Source organism: Gemmatimonadota bacterium, assembly GCA_041390105.1.
In the GTDB taxonomy this organism is placed as follows: domain Bacteria; phylum Gemmatimonadota; class Gemmatimonadetes; order Longimicrobiales; family Gaopeijiaceae; genus JAGQIF01.
The window spans coordinates 182215-205326 of the sequence record JAWKQO010000003.1 but is presented as its reverse complement, the minus strand read 5'-3'; the positions used below and the strand labels follow the sequence as shown (position 1 = coordinate 205326).

Annotated in this window: 19 protein-coding genes; 6 read left to right on the top strand and 13 right to left on the bottom strand. The window is 68.4% G+C overall.

The window, feature by feature from the left end:
* Positions 1–3 precede the first annotated feature (3 nt).
* Both R3E10_14000 and R3E10_13995 read right to left on the bottom strand, forming a co-directional pair.
* A complete protein-coding gene (locus tag R3E10_14000) occupies positions 4–462 on the bottom strand; it encodes a hypothetical protein (protein ID MEZ4416858.1) in 459 nt (152 codons plus the stop codon).
* A 117-nt stretch (positions 463–579) separates the two neighbouring features.
* Positions 580–3312 carry a M14 family metallopeptidase gene (locus tag R3E10_13995; protein ID MEZ4416857.1) on the bottom strand — a complete coding sequence of 911 codons (2733 nt, stop codon included), beginning with the start codon at positions 3310–3312 and terminating at the stop codon, positions 580–582.
* Positions 3313–3618: 306 nt separating this feature from the next.
* On the opposite strand from R3E10_13995, the gene R3E10_13990 reads away from it, so the two are divergent.
* From R3E10_13990 to R3E10_13980, 3 genes are all read left to right on the top strand, one after another.
* Complete coding sequence (locus tag R3E10_13990) at positions 3619–6567, top strand: TonB-dependent receptor (GenBank protein MEZ4416856.1); 2949 nt, start codon at positions 3619–3621, stop codon at positions 6565–6567.
* A gap of 17 nt (positions 6568–6584) precedes the next feature.
* Entirely contained in the window at positions 6585–8063 is a 1479-nt protein-coding gene (locus tag R3E10_13985; GenBank protein MEZ4416855.1) for a hypothetical protein, read from the top strand.
* 92 nt (positions 8064–8155) lie between these two features.
* Positions 8156–9040, top strand: coding sequence for a hypothetical protein (locus R3E10_13980; GenBank protein MEZ4416854.1), 885 nt, complete (start codon positions 8156–8158; stop codon positions 9038–9040).
* Positions 9041–9114: 74 nt separating this feature from the next.
* On the opposite strand, the gene R3E10_13975 is transcribed toward R3E10_13980, so the two are convergent.
* The 4 genes from R3E10_13975 to R3E10_13960 are packed head-to-tail and all read right to left on the bottom strand — an operon-like array spanning position 9115 to position 13859.
* A complete protein-coding gene (locus R3E10_13975) occupies positions 9115–10278 on the bottom strand; it encodes a hypothetical protein (protein ID MEZ4416853.1) in 1164 nt (387 codons plus the stop codon).
* Positions 10278–11207, bottom strand: coding sequence for a serine hydrolase (locus tag R3E10_13970; GenBank protein ID MEZ4416852.1), 930 nt, complete (start codon positions 11205–11207; stop codon positions 10278–10280). Before R3E10_13970 ends, R3E10_13975 begins: the two co-directional genes overlap by 1 nt.
* Positions 11208–11232: 25 nt before the next feature.
* The gene (argH, locus tag R3E10_13965) at positions 11233–12657 is read right to left on the bottom strand and encodes an argininosuccinate lyase (protein MEZ4416851.1); all 1425 of its coding nucleotides are present in this window, start codon (positions 12655–12657) and stop codon (positions 11233–11235) included.
* Positions 12654–13859, bottom strand: coding sequence for an argininosuccinate synthase (locus R3E10_13960; protein MEZ4416850.1), 1206 nt, complete (start codon positions 13857–13859; stop codon positions 12654–12656). Before R3E10_13960 ends, argH begins: the two co-directional genes overlap by 4 nt.
* 209 nt (positions 13860–14068) lie before the next feature.
* Here R3E10_13960 and R3E10_13955 point away from each other — a divergent pair, with 209 nt between their 5' ends.
* Positions 14069–14665, top strand: coding sequence for a hypothetical protein (locus tag R3E10_13955; GenBank protein ID MEZ4416849.1), 597 nt, complete (start codon positions 14069–14071; stop codon positions 14663–14665).
* 42 nt (positions 14666–14707) lie between these two features.
* Here R3E10_13955 and R3E10_13950 read toward each other — a convergent pair whose 3' ends face one another.
* The 6 genes from R3E10_13950 to R3E10_13925 form a co-directional block, all read right to left on the bottom strand.
* A complete protein-coding gene (locus R3E10_13950) occupies positions 14708–16018 on the bottom strand; it encodes a M24 family metallopeptidase (protein ID MEZ4416848.1) in 1311 nt (436 codons plus the stop codon).
* Positions 16019–16152: 134 nt separating this feature from the next.
* Positions 16153–18030 carry a hypothetical protein gene (locus R3E10_13945; protein MEZ4416847.1) on the bottom strand — a complete coding sequence of 626 codons (1878 nt, stop codon included), beginning with the start codon at positions 18028–18030 and terminating at the stop codon, positions 16153–16155.
* Positions 18027–18542, bottom strand: a complete 516-nt coding sequence (locus R3E10_13940) for a hypothetical protein (protein ID MEZ4416846.1) — start codon at positions 18540–18542, stop codon at positions 18027–18029. The genes R3E10_13945 and R3E10_13940 overlap by 4 nt, the downstream gene beginning before the upstream one ends.
* A complete protein-coding gene (locus R3E10_13935; protein ID MEZ4416845.1) occupies positions 18539–20014 on the bottom strand; it encodes a M20 family peptidase in 1476 nt (491 codons plus the stop codon). The genes R3E10_13940 and R3E10_13935 overlap by 4 nt, the downstream gene beginning before the upstream one ends.
* Complete coding sequence (locus R3E10_13930; GenBank protein MEZ4416844.1) at positions 20011–20835, bottom strand: cyclase family protein; 825 nt, start codon at positions 20833–20835, stop codon at positions 20011–20013. Before R3E10_13930 ends, R3E10_13935 begins: the two co-directional genes overlap by 4 nt.
* Positions 20836–20847: 12 nt before the next feature.
* A complete protein-coding gene (locus tag R3E10_13925; protein ID MEZ4416843.1) occupies positions 20848–21000 on the bottom strand; it encodes a hypothetical protein in 153 nt (50 codons plus the stop codon).
* Between the two features lie 24 nt (positions 21001–21024).
* Here R3E10_13925 and R3E10_13920 point away from each other — a divergent pair, with 24 nt between their 5' ends.
* Together R3E10_13920 and R3E10_13915 are read left to right on the top strand one after the other, a co-directional pair.
* Positions 21025–21780: an NAD-dependent deacylase gene (locus tag R3E10_13920; protein ID MEZ4416842.1), complete on the top strand. Its 756-nt coding sequence runs from the start codon at positions 21025–21027 to the stop codon at positions 21778–21780.
* Positions 21781–21894: 114 nt separating this feature from the next.
* The gene (locus R3E10_13915; protein MEZ4416841.1) at positions 21895–22269 is read left to right on the top strand and encodes a hypothetical protein; all 375 of its coding nucleotides are present in this window, start codon (positions 21895–21897) and stop codon (positions 22267–22269) included.
* 64 nt (positions 22270–22333) lie between these two features.
* Here the strand turns inward: R3E10_13915 and R3E10_13910 are convergent, their stop codons facing one another.
* Positions 22334–22807, bottom strand: a complete 474-nt coding sequence (locus R3E10_13910; GenBank protein MEZ4416840.1) for a hypothetical protein — start codon at positions 22805–22807, stop codon at positions 22334–22336.
* Positions 22808–23112: the final 305 nt, after the last annotated feature.

The following is a 23112-nucleotide window of genomic DNA, read 5'->3' as shown; positions in this document are numbered from 1 at the left end:
GCCCTATTGCCGATTGGGGTGCGCCAGGCCCACGAGGCGACTCACCAGCGCGTTCAGCGCCGGCGGAAGCGTGAAGTCGTCCCCCTCGACGTCGGCGTCACGGACGCCGTCCTGATAGCGGACCCGGAAGGTGAACTGATCGCAGCAGCCATATCCGAAGTTGCGCGTCCCCATCGTGGGGAGTCCGCTGTCCACGATGTCCTGAATCAGTTGGTCGAGGTCGTCACCGCTGAGCGTGGCGAGCACCTCACCCGCTTCGAAGGGACAGAACCGCTCGCAGGTGAGCCCTCGGATCTCGCCCGTCTGGCCTTCGAAGCGGAAGGAATAGGCCACGCCGGCAAATCCTCCGCCGACCTGGACCTCGATACGAATACGCGACCGGTCGGGTTGGACCCCGTCGTTGCCGCATCCATGTACGCTGGAGAACAGGAGAGCGGCGGTCAGCAGCTGGATGAATCGCATCGCGCGGACTCGGGTTGGACGTGCTCCACGCCAGAACAACGCGCGGGCCCGGCGCCGCGTGACGGCCGGCCCATCCGTCGTCCCCCGGACCGTGGCCCTGGCGTCGCCGGGCGGGCGCTACCGGCGACTCCGCCCGTTCTCTGCGGTGGCCGTGTCCTCCATGATCTCGGGCGCGGTCCAGAATCCCGAGGTGTCCGGCGTCTCGCCAGCCACCGCCTGCGTGTAGAGGGCCGCGTTGAAGAGGATGCGGAAGTTGCCGAAGGGCTGGCCCCGCCACTGCGGCTTCATCCCCAGCAGCACCACGTGTCCGCTGCCGTGCCGCACGTCCACTCCAGCCGCGAACCCCTGCAGGTGCTCCTCACCGAGGAGGTAGCCAGACAGCAGGGGTGAGCCCTCCTCGGGGTACTTGGCGAACACCGAGCCCTCGAAGCCCTCCTCGGTCGTGAACACGGGACTCCTGCCCACCACCACCGCTGCCGGATTGGACATCCCTGACATGAGCGGGTGCGCGGGATCGACCGTCATCTCCACGATGGAGCCGCTCATGAAGAACTCGTTGCGGGCTACGTCGGCAATCACGTTCTTCACCGGAAGATGGAGCTGTTCGATGGCCCAGAGGGCGCTGTTGTTGAGCGTCACCAGCGTGCCACCAGCCCGCACGAAGGCGTCGATGGCCCGCACGCCTTCGCTTCCCAGACCACCCGCGTAGCGGCCGGGCACCGATCCGGTCGCGAAGCCCTCCATGATGTCGTCTCCCGACATGTCGGCGAAGAGCAAGACGTCGTAGCGGTCGCGCAGCTCACCGGCCAGGATGTCGGCGTTGTAGACGCTCTGGAAGTCGAAGTCGAAGCGCTCCAGCACCCAGCGCGTCCAGCCCTCGTCCATGCTGGCGTCCCAGGGTCGATACAGCCCGATGCGGGGCTTCTGCACCACCGGTCCCGCCGAGCCGGCCCGGGTCGCCTGCACGTGCAGGTCGCGGGCGGCCGCCTCCACGCCGGAGAACCCGCTCACCAGGAAGCGACCACTCCGCCCGGGGGCGCCCTCCTCCCCCGCCGTGCCGCCCTGGAAGCGCACCTGGGCACCGCTGGCCCAGGCCCGGTTGAGCAGGCGAAACGCGTTGTTCTGGCGAGCGTCGATCGCCACTGCGTTGCCGCCACCCGTGATGCGGCCGTCGGGCGGCAGGATGCCCGCGGCGACCGGGTTGGAGTCGAACCCCACTCCGGTCGGTGAATCGAAGGGGGCGGCGTCCGCCACCTCCGCGTCCCACGGCGTGGCCTCACCGGAGACGGGCTCCAGGGCGGAGCGGACCTCCGGGGTGAGAGGCGTAGCGGCCTCGACCACATGGACTCCCATCTGATAGGGCAGCGTCCACCCCGACACGTCGTAGGGCTGGTCGGGGGGGCCGTCCGGATACTCCCGCAGATCCGGATACTCCTGCACGTCGAAGAGCTGGCGGACGAAGTTGCCGAACTCCTGGTCCATGGCGATCACCCAGGTCCCGGCCGCGTGCGAGACACCGTCCACCGTCGCTGCCCGCGACAGCCGCGAGATCTCGATGCCGTTGAACGCCAGCCGACGCAGCAGCTCCACGGCGGCCACCGGGTCGTCCTGGTCCTGGGGGATGAAATACGCGTAGGGCGGGGTGGCTGCGTACTGGGCCCGCACATCCCGCCCCGCCTGGTACCGGTTGTAGAGGATGTCGGACCGGTACTTGGCGGCCACGTCCAGCACCGAGATCGAGGCCGTCAGCATGTAGTCGACCGCGTCCCGCAGGTGCCACCAGCCACCCTCCCAGGGGCTGGAGTAGAGCGACTGAGGCCGGAGGTCCCGGGTGCGGGCCGGGAAGTCGTCGATCGTGTAGAAGTGCGGAGTGGCGTAGCGGTAGAGGGCCGTCTCGGTGAGCAGCGAGACCACGTTGTGGAAGTTGTTGGCGTGGTCCATGAATCCCGGGTACCAGTTGTCGAACCCGGTGCCCATGTGGGTGGCGCCCTTCTGTCCGCGCTCCTCCAACGCGGTCGCCATCGACATGCCGATCAGGTTCACGGTGCGCCACATCAGGGGGTGCACATAGGGGCTGACCGGTTCCGCGAAGGGCGGGATCCAGATGCGGGTGGGGAAGGGCGAGCTCTGATGGTGGTTGTACAACACCTGCGGCTCGAACTCACGGGCCACCCGGGTGACGGTGCGGGACTCGATCTGGTTGATCATGTAGCCGTCCCGGTTGTTGTCGTGCCCGATGTACTTCTGGTAGAGGAACGGCGTGGGAGCCACCTCGTACGAGGTGCCCAGGTTGGAGCGATACCACTCCGCCACCATCGTCTGCCCGTCCGGATTGATGGAGGGCCAGAGGATCAGGATGACGTTCTCGAGGATGTTGGCGATCTCGGGATCGTCATCGCCGGTCACGAGATCGTAGGCGAGCTGCATGGTATGCTGCGCGTGCGCGACCTCGGTGGCATGGAGGCCGCCGTCGATCCAGACCACGGTCTTGCCGTCACGGGACAGTCGGCGGGCCTCCTCGTCGCTCAGCCCCTCCGGGTGGGCCAGCCGTCGGGCCGTCTCCAGGTGACGCTCCAGCGCCTGCAGGTTGGCCGCGCTCGAGATGAGGGCCACGTAGGTCGGGCGGCCGAACGAGCTGACGCCCACCTGCCGGAGCTCCAGGCGGTCGCTGGCGGCGTCCAGGCGCTGGAAGTACGCCAGCGACTCCTCGAAGGTGGCCAGGAAGAAGTCCTCTCCGACGCGGTGCCCCAGCACCGACTCGGGCGAGGGGATCTGGGCTGCGGCTCCGGGGGCGAGCAGGGAGAGCAGAGCCAAGGCGGTCGGGAGGGCGGACTGGAGCGGGCGTGACATCAGACCTCTCGCGGAAACAGGTGCCGGAGCGGAGCCGTAGGGCGGGCCGAGCCCCGGAGCGGGCGACTCGGCGAATATGGACCGGCTCGCCCGGGCGCGGAAGCCGGAACTGCCAGGAAGCCCCGGCTCTTTCGTATCTGTAGTACAAGATAGCCCGGTCCTCCGCCCCCCGGACTTCGGATCCACACACCTTGGTGCGATGGTGACGCTCGGATGATTGGGCTATTCTTTTTCGCTGGCGTGTCGCGGAGGCCGGGGTCCTCTGCGGGCGCGCCGTTTCCAGCCTCTGCTCTAGAGGAGTTCATCATGATCCAACTTCGTCAGACGTTCAGCCGGGCGGCCGCACTGGCGACGCTTTCGATGGCGTTCGCCGTGGGCCCGCTCCTGGCTCAGGCCACCGGCACCATCGCCGGGCAGGTCACGGATGGTCAATCCGGCCGTCCGCTTTCCGAAGCGCAGGTCTCGATCCCCGGGACCGGCATCGGCACACTCAGCAATTCCTCCGGCCGCTACATCCTCCTGGGCGTCGCGCCCGGCACCGTGACGGTGCGGGTGGAGCTGATCGGCTACGGAACCGTCACCCAGCAGGTCACCGTGGGGTCGGGCCAGTCGGTCGCTCTGGACTTTCAGCTCGGGCAAACCGCCATCGCCCTGGACGAGCTGGTCGTCACGGGAGTGGGGCAGGCGACCGAGCGCCGGGCGCTGGGGACCACGGTGGACGTGATCAACGCGCAGGCGATCGAGGCCGCTCCGGTCACCAACGTCCAGCAGCTCCTGCAGGGGCGCGTGGCCGGTGCGACGGTGAGCGCCACCTCGGCGCAGCCCGGTACGGGCGCCCTGATCAACTTCCGGGGGGTCTCCTCGGTGTTCGGTGCTCAGACGCCCGTCATCTACATCGACGGCGTGCGGGTGGACAACAGCCAGAGCACCGCCGCCGGGACGGGCGGTGAGCAGTCTTCGGCCTTGGCGGACCTCATGGTCTCCGACATCGAGCGGGTCGAGGTCACCAAGGGCGGCGCGGCCAGCACCCTGTACGGGTCGGACGCCGCCACCGGCGTGATCCAGATCTTCACCAAGAAGGGCACGCCGGGCGCTCCGCGCTTCACCATGAAGGTCGAACAGGGCGTCGACACCCCCGAGCTCAAGTATATGTTCGACACCGGGGCCATCTTCCCGGACGAGGTGGCCGCGGGGGCCTCACCGACGCTGCTCAAGGACAACTTCTTCCAGAACGGCCACACGCAGAGCTACTACCTGGGTGTGAACGGCGGCTCCAACGACGCCACCTACAACGTCTCGGGCCGCATCGAGCAGGCGGACGGTATCCAGGTCAAGAACAACAGCGTCCTGTACAACCTGCGCGGCGGCGTGCAGGCCACCGTCTCGGACAAGTTCCGGGTCGAGTTCTCCGGCTCCTACACGCGCAGTGACTACGACCGCCTGTTCAACGGGACGGCCATCGCCGACCCGCTCACCACCTTCGAGGTGGGCGACGCGCTGTTCTTCTCGGGCGCCGCTTCGCTGGACGAAGCGCTGGAGATCTTCCTTCGCCCGACCATCACCGAGGAAGTGAACCGCTTCATCTTCAGCGCCGGCGGCTATTACACGCTGAACGACAACATCAGCTCACGCGTCACGGTTGGATTGGACAGCCGCTCCAACCAACAGCGGATTGCCGAGCCCATCGGGTTCACGCCTGGCGAGGTCACGGGCGAGCTGGACCGCTTCGATCGCGAGTTCACGTCGGTGTCCATGGACGCCGCGGCCACGTTCGCCTACCCCCTGGACGGGGACATCACGTCCTCCTTCACGGTGGGTGCCCAGGGGTTCCGGGACGACGTGAGCACCATCTTCGCGACCGGAACGACGTTCGCGCTCCCGGGCAGCAACGACTTCGGCAACGCCGCGGACATCATCGCGTCCGAGGGGAACTCCGAGTTGTTCACCGGCGGGTTCTACTTCGACGAGCAGCTGTCGCTGTACGGCAAGCTCTATCTGGGAGCCGGCTTCCGTGTCGACGCCGGGTCCAGCTTCGGTGACCAGGTGGCCTGGGAGACCTACCCGAAGGGAACCATCTCCTACGTGATCTCGGAAGAGGACTTCTTCCAGGATCTGGCGAGCAGCCTCTTCTCCGAGTTGAAGCTGCGCGCTGCCTATGGCGAGACGGGCAAGTTCCCGCCGCCCTTCCTGGCGGACCGTAGCTTCACGGCCACGCCGTTCCGGGGGGAGAGCGCGCCGCGCTTCGACAACCCCGGCAACGCGGACCTGCGGCCTGAAAAGACGTCGACCCTGGAGGCGGGGATCGACGCGGCGCTCTTCAACAACCGCGTGGGCCTGAGCTTCACCTGGTACGACGCCAAGACCACGGACGCGCTGTTCGCCGTGCCGGAGCAGCCAGTCACCGGCCTGGGGACGCAGACCCGCAACGTGGGTGAGATCACCAACACGGGGATCGAGCTGACCCTGGACCTGACCCTGCTCAACACCCAGAGCGTGGCCTGGTCGGCCGGCGCCACCTACAACCAGGTGGACAATCGGGTGACCGACATGGGCTCCGCTGCCGCCTTCTTCGTAGAGGCGCAGAAGCACGTCTGCGGACCACCGATCGACTGCGACCCGAACACACCGGGTCTGGAAGAGCTCCCCGTGGGAGCCTGGTTCGTCACCACGCCGATCGACACCAACGGCGACGGTCTGCCGGACGGATCGGAGCGCCAGTACACGGGCGGGCAGCCCTTCCCGGACAAGAGCGGGAGCTTCAACACCTCACTCACCCTGGGGGGCAATCTGACGCTTTCGGCGCTGGCGGACTGGGCGGCCGGCTTCGAGGTGTTCGACTACGGTTCCGTGTGGGCCACCTTCAACAACATCTATCGCGCCAACCTGGAGCGCTGTCCCGCGGGCAAGGATCCGTGTGACGAGGGCTTCCCGCTTCGCTACAACCTGGCGGGTGTGGACCAGGGCGAGTACAGCCAGAGCGCCGCGCGCTCCGCGTTCGTGTACGACGGAGACTGGTTCAAGCTGCGGGAGATCGCGGCTCGCTACGCGTTGCCTGAGTCGATGGCGTCGCAACTCGGCGCCAGCCGGGCCACGGTGTACGGCTCCGTGCGCAACGTTTGGATCTGGTCGCGCAACGGCCTGATCGACCCGGAGCTGAGCGGTGTCAACGACAACGGCTTGGAGCTCGGCGGTGAGAGCTCGATCACGATCTCCGCACCGCGAGCGTTCAAGTTCGGCGTCGAAGTGGTCTTCTAAGGGAGAGGCGAGACATCATGAATGCGAGATCTTTCGTGAAGAGGGCCGCTCCCGGCTCGGCGCTGTTCCTGGCGCTGGCGCTCGGTGCAGGGGCCTGCGACTTCCTCGACCCGACCAAGGTGGACAACCCCACCACGACGGACGAGGACCTGGCCCAGGCCGAGCGGCCTACCGAGGCCTTGCTGCCCGGTCTGCGCGCGCAGTTCGCGCGGGCCGTGGGGGCCACGGTCACTACGACCGAGAACGCCTCGGACAACTATTCGATCCACGGGACGGGCATCCTCAAGCAGCTGGATGACCCCTACCAGACGGATCCCACCATCGTGGACGCGACCGGTACCGGAAGCGCCCACGCGATCTACTGGCACAACCAGGAGCTGCGGGCTCTGGCCGATTTCGTGATCGACGAGATCGCGCCCGGAGACGCCACGGCCACGCCGGACCTGATCGCGGAGGCGCACTACTACCGGGGCATGGCGTACCTGCACCTCGGAGAGAACTTCTCGTTCTTCCCGGTGGAGAAGGACGGTACGCCGCAGCCGGCCAGCGAAGCGCTCAGCCGCGCCGTCACGGACCTGACGGCCGCGTTGGCTGGACCCTTGGCCACACAGGCCAAGGCCGCGCTGGCGCGGGCGTACCGTTGGCAGGGGAATGCCACCCAGGCCATCAACATGGCGGTGGACGTCCTGGCCGCGGATCCGGCGTTCCTGTTCCAACAGGAGTACGATTCGCAGTCGATCGAGAACAACCCGTTCGCATTCCTGTTCTTGAGGGCGCTCCAGGAGATGCAGCCGCTGCCGCGGTTGGACTTCCTGGATCCGAAGTACACCAGCCGTGAGGCGGGCATCGCCGTGGCCAAGGCCGAGGAGATGCACCTGATCATGGCTGAGGCGCGCTTCGCCCAGGGAGACTTCGGAGCGGGCAAGACGCATCTGGCCAATGCCATCCGCGCGGCGCAGCAACGCGGCACCAGCGCGTTCGTGGACAACGATCAGCGGCTCAACGCCGATCTGTCCATCCGTCCCCGGGACGCGACGATCATGATCGCGGCGGAGCCCGGTGCCGGGTTCCGTGCCGGGCTGGTGCTGAACCGGCCGGACGTGAGCATTCCGGTGCCGACCGTGTCGGGCACGTCGCTGGACGCGGATTCGATCGAGGCCATTCCGGATTCGGAAACCGAGAGCCTGTGGCACGCGCTCTGGTTGGCGCGCCAGGAGATTCTCTTCCTGGAAGGCCGCCGCATGGCGGACCTGGGGCTTCGGCTTCCGATGATGCTCACCGAGATCGATGCCAACCCGAACATTGCGGACGGCGATCCCGGCACGCGCATGACCATCCCCGCCTACCTGACTCAGCCGGTGGCGGCCGCCATGGACACCTTCACACCGGCGTCCCCGTACGACGCCAACGATGCCCTGTTCACCACCGAGGTGACCATGGACATCGATCTGAACCGGATCCTGGCCCAGCGGAACTCGAGCCCCTTCGGTAACTAGGGCTCGGTTTCGGCGGAGAAGCGAGCGGCCGGCGGGGTGACCCGCCGGCCGTTCTGCGTTTCGGCACGATCCCTGTAGCGGATCCAGTCTTCATGGGACACGTCGATTCGCGTAAGGAGCCGGGGAACCGGGCGGGCGCCCTGGGCCTCCTGCCTGCTCTCCTGGGGGCCTGGGCCCTCATTCCGGAGGTGCCTGCGCTTCCGCCGGAGTGGAGTGCCTCGTTCGGATGGAGCTTCCTGGCGCTGGGCATCCTGTTGGCCGCCACGGGTCTGGTCATCGAGTGGCGGGGGCCTCGCCGCTGGAGCGCGCTGGTTCCGGGGATCGTGTTGCTCGACTTCTGCCTGGCGCTCGCCGGCGTGGCGGCATGGCGCACCACGCTCTCCCTATCCGCATATGCCCCGGAGATGCCGACGGGCTCCCGGGTCTACGAGCCCGCGCGCGGGGAAGCGGAGACCGGGGTGCTGCTGGCCGCCCGTGGGCAGGACGATTGGCGGCTGATGCAGCGGCTGGCCGCGGCGCTGGCCCGCAACGGTGTGCTCGCGGTGGTGTTGGCCGATGGGGCGACGCCCCTGCCCGCCGATCTCGAGGCTGTCCGAGCGTTGGGGCCGGGCGTTGTCCGTGTGGGAGCGCTGGCGTTCGGACCGGCGGGCTCCGACCCCGGATGTCTGGAGGAGGCCGACCCGGATTTCCTGGCGTTGGTATCGGTGCCCCTGGATGCCGACCCAGCCCTGGGGCCCGATGGACCCGACCTCCTGGGTGTGTACGGCTTCGATGACGCCGTGATCTCCCCCCATGTCGATGGGCAGCGCCTGGCGGCGGCCTTCGCGGCCTCGGGACGCCCGCGGCAGGCGGTCCGGCTCTTCATCGGATCGGATCACCAACTGCGGCGGTCGCGGGGAGGGGGCCTACTTCCCGCCCCGTTCGGGGCCGGCTTCGTGGGGCGGCTGGTGTCGTGGATGGAGGGCGGTGAGTTCTAGGGACGTCCGAGCGCCACGGTGGGATGGGGCCCGAACCCGGCCGAACGGGACTCCCTGAGTGCTCGGGCTTCCCTTCAGCGTGCGCCCAGCGGTAGCGCGCCCCGGGTGACCAGGTCGCGGTACCCGCGGAATCCCCCTGTGCGACCCGCTTCCAAGAAGACCGAGAACGGCTGCAGGAGCTGCGCGCTGTAGTAGCCCGGCGCAGTGGCCAGCAGCGGGTCCTGGAACCCGCCGCCACCGAAGTAGCTGCGGATGAGGACGCCGTCGTCCGCGAGGGGAAGGGAGCGCACGTTCTCGGCGAAGGTGGGGAAGCTGCCGTCGCTCCAGAGGTAGAACTCGACGTTGGACGCGTAGAGCGCGCTCACCTCCAGGCCGGACTCCCGAACGGCATCGCCGATGGCACGCAGCGCGTGCTCTCCGGCCAGGTTCCCCACCACCGGGATCACGCGATTGGCTTTCTGCAGCGCCTCGACCGCTCGCCAGTCCTCCTCCGTGGCCATGAAGCTGACCGGCCGTCCGTCGAGGTCCCGCTCGAGCAAGAGATCGCGATGGGTCGGATAGAAGAAGCGGGGCCTGCGTCCGAAGGAGTGGAAGCGCAGGTCCAACCCGTTCGCGATGAACTCCTGGTGGAAGCGGTCCAGCGCAGCGCGATCCTCGTCTCCCAGGGGTACTCCGAACCCGGCGACGTGCAGCGCCACTCGCGCACGCACCTCCGCTCCGTTATCCGTCAACGCCGCGTGCCCGTCGATCCAGGCGATGAGATCGTCCAGCGGGCGTGCGCTCCAGGCATCCAGGTCGTCGGGCAGCGGTCGTGCGTAGAGCAGCGCCAGGTATTCCAGTCGGTTGCGCGCCAGCTCGAAGAGCGCTTTGAACAGCAGGTGCTCGATCAGGTTGTCTCGGCGGATGTCGACCAGGAACGCCACCTCCGGACGGATGGCCGCCATGTACGAGAAGTTCTGGTCGGGGCCCACTCCGACGTAGGCGCCTCCCCGAAGTCCGCGTCGCTGGAGCGCGCCTACGACATGCAGATAGCTGGACTCGTTGGAGATGAGGTTGTCTGTATCGAAGTAGCCGCCGGGCTCGGAGAGCCGGGAGACCAGCGCGGCGAAGGTCGAGTCGGAGAGCGCGGTGGGAGCGCGCTGCAGCAGCGCTGCCGTGCCGCTTCGGGTAGCCTCGGGCGCGCACGCCAGCCCCGCCCCCAGCAGAAGCAAGGAAAGCAGCCGGGTACGGCGGGCCATCAGTCGTGCATTGGAAACGGTTGGGCCGTCCATGTGGTGCCCGGCTCGAACGTGGACCAGAGCAGGCGCGAGACATCGCGCAGCAGCACGAAGCCCTCGTTGTCCGCCCCCCAGCTGGAGTCCTCCTGGTTCTTGGTGATGACGGAGAACACGTAGTCGCCATGCGGCGCGTTCACCAACACCACTTCGGAACGCGAGCGGTCCACGGCGCCTTGCTTGGAGGCCGCCTGCACCCAGGGTGGTATCTGCGAAAGCGCTTCGTCGTTCCAGTAGATACGGCTGAGCACGCGGTACATCTCCTCGTCGGCGCCCGGGCTCACCGCTCGGCCCTCGCGGATACGCACAAGCAGCTCGGCCATCTCCCGTGGAGTGGTCTGCCCCCAGCCATAGACTTCCCAGTCGGAGCGGCGCCCTTCCGTGCGGGAATTGACGCGGGTGCGCTCGAAGCCGTGTTGGCTCAGCCATTCGTTGATGGCAGTGCCGGTCCCGACCAGATCCTGCAGCCAGAGGCTGGCCGTGTTGTCCGACATGGTGATCATGAGCATGACCACCTTGGAGAGAGCGATCTCTTCGCCGTCCTTGAACGAGCCCAGGATGTCCTCGCCCTCGTAGAGCAGCGAGTCGCGGTACACCAGCGCCTGGTCGAAGTCGAGTGCACCCTGCTCGATCCGTTCGAACGTGGTGAGGAGGATCGGAACCTTGATCATGCTGGCGGTCGGGAAGAGCGTGTCCGGCTGTATCCAGGCGCTCCTCCCATCTCCCAGGTGTCGGACGTAGATCCCGACGTCTCCGTGGAAGCCCTGCACCAGCGAGTCAAGGCGGGCCTGCAACCGGGCATCCTGGCGTTCCTGCCCAGGAGGGCGTGGGTTGGACCCAGTGCATGCGCTCAGCCCGATCAGGAGCGAGAGCAGCGCGCGCGTGGGTCGCATGGTGATGTGCCTCGTGAGGGGGAGCCTAGACGCGTCGCCGTGTGGGCCGCGGCGGGGGCTTGGAGTGGGTTCCGTCCTCCTCCAGGGCCCACAGCCACTTCTCGGCTTCCGCCTTCACCCGCTTGGGCGCCGTTCCGCCCAGCACGTCCCGGCGGCGCAGCACCGCCCCCAGCGACAGTTCGCGCTGTACCGATCCTGTCTCCGGAACCAGACCTGCCAGCACCTCGGCGGGCAGGTCCTCCAGCTCACAGCCGTGCTCGATGGCGGCGCGCACGGCTCGGCCCACCACCTCGTGGGCGTCCCGGAATGGCATGCCGCGGCGGACCAGCAGGTCCGCCAGGTCGGTGGCGTTCAGGAAGCCCCCGCGCGCAGCAGCTTCGCACCGCGCCTCGTCGTACTGCACGGAGCGCACGACCACGTCCATCACGCGCAGACAGGCATCCGTTTGGTCGAGGGCGCCGAAAAGCGCCTCCTTGTCCTCTTGGAGATCCTTGTCGTAGGCGAGCGGGAGGCCCTTGAGCGTGACCAACAGAGCCTGCAGGTGTCCGATCACCCGTCCGGCCTTGCCGCGGATGAGCTCGAGCGCGTCCGGGTTCTTCTTCTGCGGCATCAAGCTGGATCCCGTCGACACGGAGTCGCCCAGCTTGAGGAACCCGGCCTCGTGCGACGCGAAGAAGATCCAGTCCTCGGAAAGCCGGGAGAGGTGCACCATGATGGTGCTGCACACGAAGGCCAGCTCCAACACGAAGTCGCGGTCGCTGACCGCGTCCAGGCTGTTGCGGGTGGGTTGTCTGAAGCCCAGCGCCTTGGCGAGCGCCTTGCGGTCCACCCGGTAGGCGGTGCCGGCCAACGCGCCGGACCCGAGCGGACAGGCGTCTGCCCGGCGAGCTGCGTCAGCGAGCCGCTCCCGGTCCCTGGAGAGCATCTCCACGTACGCGAGGGCATGGTGGCCGGCCGTGATGGGCTGGGCCCGCTGCAGGTGTGTGTACCCGGGGAGCGCGGTCCCCGCGGTGCGGAGCGCCAGCTCCGCCAGGGCGTGCATGACCCGGCCCAGCGAGCCATCGAGCCCGGCGACGCGCTCCCGCAGCCAGAGGCGTAGGTCGGTGGCCACCTGGTCGTTGCGGGACCGGCCCGTGTGCAGCCTACGAGCGAGGTCACCCACTCGTTCGCCCAGGGCCGCCTCCACGAAGCTGTGCACGTCCTCCGCGGCCGAGGTTTCCAACGGCGAGGGATCCGCCTCCAGGTCCCGTCCCAGCTGACGGAGCGCTCGCTGCAGGGCGCGCACGTCCTTCTGTGTCAGCACGCCGGCCTTCCCGAGGGCGCCGGCCCACGCGATGCTGCCCTCGATATCCGCTTGGATCAACCGCCTGTCGAACGGCAAGCTGCGGTTGAAGGCGTCGAAGGCCGGATCCAGACCTCCTGCGAAGCGTCCGCCCCAAAGGGCGCTCACGAGGCGCTCCGGTCCCGCTCCGCCGCAACCTTGGATGCGAGCCCGTACAGCCGGATGAACCCGCCCGCGTCGGCGTGGTCGTAGGTATCGCTGTCCTCGAACGTGGAGAGGTCCTCGCGGAAGAGCGAGTAGGGGCTGGTGGCCGCCAGCGCCGTGGCTTGCCCCTTGAACAGTCGCACGCGCACCTCGCCGGTCACGGGTTCGCTGGCGACACGGAACAACGTGTCGAGCGCGCGCCGTTCGGGGACGAACCAACGCCCCGTGTAGACCAGGTCGGCGTACTCGGGCATGAGTCGCTCCGTAAGACGGGCCGTGTCCTTGTCCAAGGTGAGCGAACGGAGCGTGCGGGCGGCCTCCAGAATGACGGTGCCTCCCGGCGTCTCGTATACGCCTCGCGACTTCATGCCCACCATGCGGTTCTCACAGATGTCGACGCGTCCCACGCCGTGGCGGCCGGCTCGCGTGTTCAGGTCGGCGACCAGGGCCTCAGCGGCCATGGCCTTGCCGTCCACCGCGACCGGCACGCCCCGCTCGAACGTGAGCGAAACCTCTTCAGGGCTGTCTGGGGCCTCCCACGGGTGCGCGGTGAGCATCCAGACGTCGTCCGGGGGAGCGTTGGCTGGATCCTCCAGTGCTCCACCCTCGTGGCTGATGTGCCAGAGGTTGCGGTCACGCGAGTAGATCTTCTCCCGCGAGGCGGTGACGGGGACGCCATGGGCCGCCGCGTAGTCGAGAGCCTGGGTACGGGAGCGGATGTCCCACTCCCGCCAAGGAGCGATGACCTTCAGGTCCGGAGCCAGCGTCTGGTAGCCGAGCTCGAAGCGCACCTGGTCGTTGCCGCGCCCCGTACACCCGTGGGCCACGTACCTGGCGCCCACCTCGCGCGCGTACTCGACCTGCGCCTTGGCCAGGACCGGTCGCGCCATGCTGGTCCCCAACAGGTAGCGCCCTTCGTAGACGGTCATGGCGCGCACGCAGGGCCACACGTACTCCTCGACGAACTCGCGGCGCAGGTCCACCACTTTGCAGGAAGCGGCGCCCGTGGCCAGCGCCTTCTCCTCCAGTCCGTCCAGCTCCCCTTCACCCTGGCCGACGTCGCCGGCCACGCAGTGGACCTCGAGGTCGTAGTTCTCCTTGAGCCAGGGGATGATGATCGAGGTGTCGAGGCCGCCGGAATAGGCGAGGGCGACGCGCTCCTTCATGGCACGGATTCCTTGTGGAGGATGCGGGCCCGGCCCTTCCAGGCACCGCCGCCGGGAAGATCGGTGCCGTGGCCCCGTCGGAGAAGACCCCCAGGCGTGCGAGGGGAGCTCCCGACGGAAGCGCGCTTCTTTGGCCGCTATGCTCCAGCGTGCGAGGGTGCCCGCGCTGTCGTCCGCCGCACCGGCGTGGGCCTTCGGAGGAGGGGAGGATGAGGAAGCAGGCGAGTTTGGTCACGGTCGCGCTGTGGCTGGTGCCGACCGCACTTCTGGGACAGCGGCCCCAAACCCTGATGAACGGCCCGATCCACTCGGGTGGCTTCGGTGGGCCGGTGGTGCGTTTCTCGGACCTCGATGGGGACCTGGGGATCCTGGTTGGAGGGCGGGGTGGCTGGATCATCAACCACACCTTCGTGATCGGTGGTGGGGGCTACGGCCTGGCCAATCCAGACAACTTCGAGCGATTGGACAGCCGCGGAAACACCGTGGAACTGACCATGGGCTACGGGGGCCTGGAGCTCGAGTACATCCCGGCCTGGTACCGGGTGGTTCACCCGTCCTTCCAGGTGTTGGTGGGGGCGGGAGGCGCCACCTGGGACGATCGCTTCCGCGGAGGAGCCCAGTACGACGACGATGCGTTCTTCGTCGTCGAGCCGGGCGCCAACCTGATGGTCAACGTCGCGGAAGTGTTCCGACTCGGCTTCGGCGTGAGCTATCGCCTCACCGGTGACGTCGAGCTGGAGGGTCTGGACGCCGGCGCGTTGGACGGTGCGTCCGGCTACCTGACCTTCAAGTTCGGTCGCTTCTGAGTCGGAGCGTCGTCTTCGAGCCTGCGCGCTGGCCCGCGGCGCTCAGCGGATCAGGCGGATGCCGGGATTGATGGGGTAGAGCCACTCCACGCCCCGTGCGGTGACCACAGCGTCGTCCTCGAGTGGGATGCGTGCCTTGGCTCCACCCCACTCGGGCACGCTCGTGTACGCGAAGAGCTCGATGGAGAACAGGTTGCCGGGCCGAACCTCGTAGGTCAGGCGCAGTGGATTGAAGAAGGCGATGGAGGGCCCGATGCCATGTCCGAGGTTTCCGACGCTGTGGTTGCCGAACATGATGTCGGTGGTGGGGGTGTCGTAGGGCTTGTTGAACTCCTCCATGGGCCGGAAGCCCGCTGCGGACAGCGCCTGCACGATGGCGTCCGAGTTGGCCTGCGCGGTGCGTCCGGCCCGGATGGTGTTCCGGACGACCGCGCGGGCCTGGGCCCCGCGCTCGAAGGCGTGGCGCAGCCCCTCCGGGGCTTCCGTCTCGCTGTCCCGCAGGACGTAGGCGATCCGCTTCATGTCGGTGTGGAAGTTCAGGAAGCCCACACCCCAATCGATCATGAGCAGGTCGCCTCGCTGGATGATGCGCTCGTTCGACGTGGCTTCGATGCCGGTGGGACCGGTCACGTACACGGACGGGAAGTCGAAGGAGGTGTCGAGCCCCCGCCGGCGTAGCTCCTCCATCATCCACCAGGCCACGTCCTCCAGGGACGTGACACCCGGTGTGATCACCTCGTTGGAAAAGGCACGCTCGGCGATTTCGCGGGAGATCTCCCCGGCTTCCGCGAATGCGGCGATCTCGGTGGCGACGCGCCGCGACCGGAAGTCCGAGACGAGCTTCTCCGCCGAGACCAGCCGGGCACGGTAGCGCTCACCAAGCGCTTCCTGCAGGGCCAGATAGCTCGTGTGGGACAGCCCGTCCGCACCACCGATCCGCTCCGACATGTTCACGCCGATCCTCTTTGGATCGCGTTCGGCGACGAAAGCACCCAGGTCGATGCCGGGCAGGATCTGATCGTAGGCACCACTCTCTTCCAGTCGGTAGCCATCGATGCCGGCTGCGACCCGCTCGATGCGATCACCACCTCGATCCGTGAAGATGTAGTAGCCCACCGAGCCCACGTATCCGCCGCCCAGATCCTCCACGAGTGGGTCGGGACGGCCCTCCTTGACCACGGTGATCCACATGTCGATCCCGTTCTCACGCATGGCCTCGGGAAGGACGAGATCGAACTTGTCCCGCCGGATCTGCGCCATGCGCTCCCAACGGCGGCGGGCCTCCTGGCCGTCCAGCGAGCGGGGGAGGCAGAGCAGCAGGGCGGCGAGGAGAAGCCAGGGTCGTGCGCGCATCGGCGAGGCTCCGTGAAACGTGGATCGTGCGAGGATCTTGCGGTGCGCCTACGAAGGCGTCCTCGGCCAGGATGGACGATCTGCCACTGTGAAAGCAAGCGGGCGCAGACCCTCGGGGAGGGATCGAGCCCTCCCTAGCGGTCCTCCACCTCGATGCCCTCGAGGCGCATGACCTCGAGCGCGTTGGTGCTGGGAAGGGGACCCTCGCGCAGGCGGTAGTCGAATGTCATGACGCCGTCCCGCACTTCGTCGGTGAAGTGCACCACGCGCGCCCCCATCTCGGGGTCGTTCGCCAACGAAGCCAGGGACAGATCGTGGGTGGACACCAGCGTTGCGGTGGGGAGCCGCGAGAGCTGGCGCAGCACCGCCTCGGTACCGGTGTGGCGTTCCCGCGAGTTGGTGCCTCCAAGGATCTCGTCGAGCAACACCAGCGTGGGGCTGTTCTCGGCGGCCCGGTCCAGACAGAAGCGCAGGCGCCGAACTTCGGCGTGAAAGCGGGAAAGGCCGCTGCCCAGAGAGTCCTCCACGTTCATGCTGGTCACGACGGAGAGGCAGCGCATGCGACAGGAGGCTGCCGGTACGGGAAGTCCCGCGCGCACCAGCACCGTGGCCAGGCCGACGGCGCGCAGGTAGGTGCTCTTTCCGCTCATGTTCGATCCGGTGACCACCACCAGCACTCCCTCTCGCTCGAGGCGCACGTCGTTGGCGACCCGTCGCTCGCGGGGGAGCAGCGGATGCGCGAGCGCGCTGGCCTCGAAGAGGGGGCCGTCCTCGCCCACGGTCGCGCCTCCGTGGTCGGGCACGGCGTCCGCGTAGGAGGCCAGCGACAGGAGGGCCTCCAATCCCGCCACCGCGCCGGTCCAGGCGGCCAGCTCCGGTCCGTGCTGCCGCTGCCAACGCAGCAGAGCCCGCCGCGCCCACAGGTCGGTGAGCAGAACGATGTTGCCGGTCACGGCCCAGAAGGCGTTCTGGCGCTGGGCCAGACGGTGAGCCTGGCGGCGCAGCTCGGCCACGGCAGCGGGAGCCGGCGAGTCGGCTCGGGTCACCGGTTCCAGCAGCCGGGTCAATAGCGGGGTCTGGAAGCGAAGGGCCGCGACCTGCTCCAACACGCGGCTCCAGGCGCCCAACGTATCGGCCACGGCCTCGAAGCGGCCGGTCAGCGGGCCGAGGTCCCGGAAGCTCCGTGCGTAGAGGGCGTTGCCCACAAAAGGGATCACCGCCCACCACCAGGATCCCAACCCAACGCTCAGTACGACGCCTGTGACGGCCAGCAGCGGCAGCAGGACCAGAAGCCCGGTGTGGAGCGGCGTGTCGCGCTCGTCCGGGGCGGGCGTGGCTCCCCAGGCGACGAGGTCACGGGTGCGTTGCGCCAGCACCTCCGGAGGATGGCGGCTACCCGCCTCGCTCAAGGTTCGGAGCTCGATCTCGAGCAGCTCGCGGTCGGCCCCGCGTGTCCGCAACTCGCGGATGGCCTGGGCGCGCGGCTCGGCCGGCGGGCGTGCCGAGGCGTCCTGCAGCCATTCAGCCAGCGTACCCCTGCCCAGGGCCGTGTGACAGGCGTTCACACGGTGAAAGAGCGAGTCGGGTCCGAACAGTCCGAGGTCGTAGCTGAACGCGTGCTTCCGGTCCATGAACTCTCGCCCGTCGGGCTGCCCGAACGCAAAGCGCTCGTCCAGCCGCTGCCGGGCACGCTCGTTCCAATCGACCGCGTAGCCGCAGCGCTTGCGCTTCGTGGAAGCAAGGCGACGGACCAGCACGAGCGGAACCAGGAGCGCGCCGGCACCCAGCACGATGCGTCCGCCGGAGCCGGGTAGGATGCCCAGCGCCGACAGGAACGCCCAGAGGAGTGCACCCAGGAGTACCGCCGCGGAGGTGTTGGCCCAGACCAGTTCGCGGGCTTCCAACTCCTCGAGCTCGGCGCGCCGCTCGGCCAGGCGAGCGGTGGTCTCGGCCCGGGCCTCCTCCAACCTGAGCCGCGCGGCGGACTCCGGACTGCTTCCGTCCGGCGTCACTCGTCTTCCGCAGCAGGATGGAAGCTCAGCTCGCGCGTAGCGGCGTCGTCCAACGTCGCCATCCAACCGCGCATCAGTTGCTGCAGGCTGTCAGAGAACGCGTCCTGGTGTCGCAGCCACCAATCGCGGAATCCCGGGCGCACCAGGTAGGAGCGGATCATGAAGCGATAGCTCTTCCAGAGCTCCTTCTCCAACATCCCGTTGCGATACTGGTAGTAGAGGTTGTCCCAGTGACGGAACGTGGCCAGCAGCATCGAATGCCACCGGAAATGCTCGATGGGATCGAGCGCGTCCGCCCCGTGGTCGAGGCCCCGCCCCCAGATGTCGGCCATCTCCGCGTCCGAGATGATGAGGCTCAACAGCTCGAGGCTGTTGTGGGAGATCTCCTGGTAGGACGCCGCACGCACGGCCTTGGTGTTCTGCTTGAGTTGCACGCTGAGGTAGATCAGCGAGACGACGACGCCGATAGCGCCGATGAATTCGCCCAGATTGCCCAGGGCGGTCAGGGTCACGGAAGTCGCTCCACGTTCTGGATCAATCGGCGGAAGAACCGTACGGCGTTCGCGTAGTCGGCCGTCGTGATCCGCTCGCCGGTCCCGTGCATCCGAGACAGGTCGTCCGTCTGGAACCGCACGGGCAGGAACCGATACACGTTCGCGGAACGGCCGCCGTAGTACCAGGCGTCCGTCCCGCCCGGAACCACATAGGGCGCCACGATGATCTCGCCTCCCAGCGCCTCGTGCACGGTGCGCTCCAGCATCCGGAAGGCGGGGGACTCGTGGTCGGAGACGGGAGAGGGATCGCGTGCGCTCTCGGTAGGCTGGATCTCGACCCGCGGATCCGAGATCACCTGTCGCACGCGCTCCGTCACGGTTTCAACGGTCTCGCCCGGGCGAATGCGGAAGTTGACCAGCGCGCGCGCCTCGATGGGAAGCACGTTGTCTTTCTCTCCGGCATGGAAGACCGTGGCGGCCGTGGTGGTGTGCAGCATGGCCGCCGACTCCGGAGCGCCGGCCAACAAACGGGTGAGCAGCGGTCCGAAGAGCCAGCGGTTCCCCAGGAAGAAGCGCCCCCCGAAGTCCATCTCCGGCGTCAGGCGTTCGAAGAGCAGCCCCGTGCTGCCCTCCAGCGTGGAGGGGAAGGGGTCGGCTTCCAGCCGAGCGATGGCGGCGCTCAGCACGCCCACCGCCGTCTGGGCCGGCGGGTTGGAGGAATGGCCTCCCGCCGCCTCCACCGAGAGGGACAGTGTGAGGAAGCCCTTTTCCGCCACACCCACCAATCCCACCGGCCGGTCGATGTTGGCCAGGCCCGGCAGCACGGCCCCGCCTTCGTCCAGGACAAGCGCGAGATCGTGCTCCCCTCTCGACGCCAACAGCTCGGCGATCGCGTGCGCGCCCCTGAGGCCGCCGACCTCCTCGTCGTGACCGAAGGCGAGATAGACGGTGCGCGGGGGTTGAAAGCCTTCGCTGACCAGACTCTCGACGGCTTCGAGAATGCTCATGAGCGTGGACTTGTCGTCGATGGCGCCGCGCCCCCAGACGAACCCGTCGGCGATGACGCCTGCGAACGCGGGGTGTTCCCAGTCGTCCTCGGTGCCCTCCAGCACGGGAACCACGTCCTGGTGCCCCATGAGCACGACGGCGGGGGCACCGGCGTCGGCACCGTTCCAGCGATACAGCAAGCTCAATCCGCCCACAAGCTCACGCCCGAGCGCGGCGTGCGTCGCCGGGAAGGTGCGCTCGAGGAAGGCGTGGAAGCTCCGGAAGGCAGTGGAGTCCGGCAGGGCCGGCGGCTCCCTCGAGATGGTCGGGTAGGTGAGGGCCTCGGCCAAGCGAGCCGCCACCGCAGCTTCGTCCACCGCGATTGCGATGGCTTCGACGCGCTCGCGCTCCGGCGGGCGCAGCGTCGCCGCACGCACCGCGGCCACGCCGAGCGCGACCAGCGGTAGGAGCAGTAGGGTCAGGAGGAGCTTGCGCATGTTCATGTCCTCTCCGGCACGAACGCCACGATCCGCAGGGGACCGCCACTGCCGCCCTCGATCTTCATGGGCAGCGCCACCACGAACGCCCCCTGCTCCGGCAGCTGCTCCAGTCCGGCCACGTTCTCGAAGCCGGGAATGTCCGCGCCGTAGAGGATCTGGTGGCTCTCGAAGGTCGCCGACTGGCCGTGGTCGATGCTCGGTGTGTCGATGCCCACGGCGCCTACGGCACGCTCTGCCACCAGCCAGCGGGCCGCGTCCGGGTGCAGGCCGGGGAAGTGCAGGAGCGGGACGGCCTCTGGTCCGGTGACGTCGGTGCCCAGATAGGCGCTACGGTCGCCGTAGCGGTTTCCCCAGCCGGTACGGAGCAACAGGATCACTCCGTCGGGCAGGCGGCCGTGCCGGGCCTCCCAGGCTTCGAGGTCGGCCACCTGCACCTGGTCGTCCGGCCCGGCGCGCTCGGAGAGGTCCACGACGGCGGCCGCGCCGATCAGTTGGGACAGCGGGATCTCGTCCGCGGCCATTCGACCCTCGGCGAAGTGGATGGGCGCATCGAGGTGCGTGCCCCCGTGCTCCGCAGCGCGGAAATCGAAGGCCGAATAGAACCACCCTCCCTCGGTCTGCCCGAACGCGACGGTGTCCAAAACGAATCCGTTGGCGGTGGGCCAATAGATGGACGAGGACGAGAACGGATGGGTGAGGTCTACCCAGCGGCCGCTGGCGCCCGCGAACACGGCGGCGGCGCCGGGGGCGCTCGGCGCGGGAGGGGCGGTGCAGGCCGCCGGGGTCAGTAGAGCCGCCGTAAGTATGAGCGCATGCCGTGACATGGGGCCTCCTCGTCAGAGTGAAAGCCAGAGATTCACCTTCACGATGAAGGCGGAAGGGTCGAACGGCCGCGGAAGCTCGGCACTCCAAGGTGTGCGCTGGGCAGGGGGATGGCGAGCCTCGAACCGGCGTTGCTCGGGGTTGCTGGAGGCCAGCACCTTGCTCACTGGGACCCACCGACCGAGGGGTGCATGGATCTCGAAGAGCCTCGCGCGTGGATTGGCGCCGCCCGCACCGTCGTCGTCTTCAGCGGCGCGGGGGTGAGCGCCGAGTCGGGGGTGCCCACGTTTCGAGGGGAGCAGGGCCTCTGGCGCTCGTACCGCGCGGAGGACCTGGCCACTCCGGCGGCCTTTCGCCGCGACCCCCGCCTCGTCTGGGAGTGGTACGCCTGGCGCCGCGGTCTGTTGGCTGCCTGTGCGCCCAACGCGGCCCACCAGGCCATCGCCGAGGCGCAGTTGATGCGAAACGGTGTGCACGTCGTCACACAGAATGTCGACGGCCTGCATGAGCGGGCGCTCCGCGCTCGCGGCGGGGTGCCGGGCCTGGAGCGAAGCATCCTGGCGCTGCACGGGTCCATCGCCCATTCCCGCTGTTCGACCTGCAGCTACCGGGAGCTGGATGAACACCCCGTCGACGCCAGCGCGCTCGAGCGGCTACCACGGTGTCCGCGCTGCGGGGCGCTTCTGCGCCCGGACGTCGTCTGGTTCGGCGAAAGGTTGGATGCCCGCACGCTGGATCATTCGTTCGATCTCGCGGCCGGAGCGGATGTCTGTCTGGTGGTTGGAACCAGCGGACTGGTGGAGCCCGCCGCGAGCGTGCCGCGGATCACCGCAGGAGCCGGAGGGCGGGTGCTGGTCCTGGGCCCTGAAGAGACAGCCCTGGACGGCCTGGCCGACCGGGTCCTGCGCGGGCGTGCCACCGAGCTGGTTCCGGCCCTCTTCGGCTGACGCGGTGCCCACAGGGGGCCGGGGGGTCGCGGTCCGGAGGGCGGGGTGGCAGGCCGAAGAACCGGCCGTTCCGAGCGGGGTACCGCAAAGACCAGCATGAGAAAGGAGTCCCCCGTGATGCGCGCCCTCGGATTGCTTCCCCTTGGCCTGTTGGCGGCATGCGTGACCACGAACGCGGTCATGCTGGACCCCGGGGCCTACTACCCGCCGGTGCCGGTGAACGAGATCGTCGTCTACGTGGACGAAGCCGACGTGGAGGGCGAGTACGTGAAGATCGCCATGATCTACGCCGAGGGAGACGCCGACCTCAACGATCAGTCTTCCTTCGTGGAGGCCATGCGAGAGAAGGCCGCCGAGATCGGCGCGCACGCCATCATCTTGCAGGGCTTCGATGAGCCCACCACCGGCGACAAGGTGGCCGAGGCACTCCTGGGCACGTCGGCCGAGCGGCGCGCACGGGTGCTGGCCATCCGCTTCGTGGGGGCCTGAGGGCCGAGCGGGAGACCCTCCCTGGCTTCGGACCCGCCGCGCTGTGCCTGCGGGCTGCGTCAGCCTAGCGGATGGGCGGCGGGAAGGGGCCGATCGGCAAGAACAGCGCGGACGCGTCCAGTAGGCCTCCCGCTGGAGGGGGCCCGCAGGCCGCTGGGGCGTCGTCGAACCCCCACAGGAGCCCCACTCCGGCCGCCACCCCGAGGACGTCCCAGGCCAGGTCCTTCCAGGACGCCTGCCCTCTTCCCCGTGAATCGCTCCATTCTTTCAGGAGCCCGGCGCTGAGGGACACTCCGGTCGCCAGCAAGGCCCGGGGCTGCTTGCACTCCCAAAGGGGGATGGCGAAGGCGTAGGTACCGGCCGCGATGATGGCGCTGGCGGCGAAGTGCTCGGCTTTGTCCTTGGCGAGCCAGGCATCCTCCTGGGCGACCAGGCCCCCGGGCTCGCTCACCTGCCCCAGCGCCAGGGCCCCGACCAGCACCAACCAGCGCGTGGAAATGACGCCGGACGGACCGGCCGACCTCGGGAAGTGGCGCATCTCCGCCTCGTTCCGGCGTTCCTGGGACGGGCACCCGGCCTGGGCGGGGCCACAGGGTTCTAGATATCGGGTCGCTCGCCTTCTGCCAACCGTTCTCCGGGTCGACCCGGTCGTCAGCGACGGTCCAGCCAACCCCTTGCATCGGGCCATGAGCCCACCCTAATTACCAGTGACGGGCCCTCGATCGTCGGCGATGCACCGGCCATCGACCTATCCGCACGTAGGAAAGCCCGGATCACCGAAGACGGGCGCGGCCTGTCGGGTCTTCCTATTGGAGGGTGTCTTACGACCGACTTCTGTTCGGA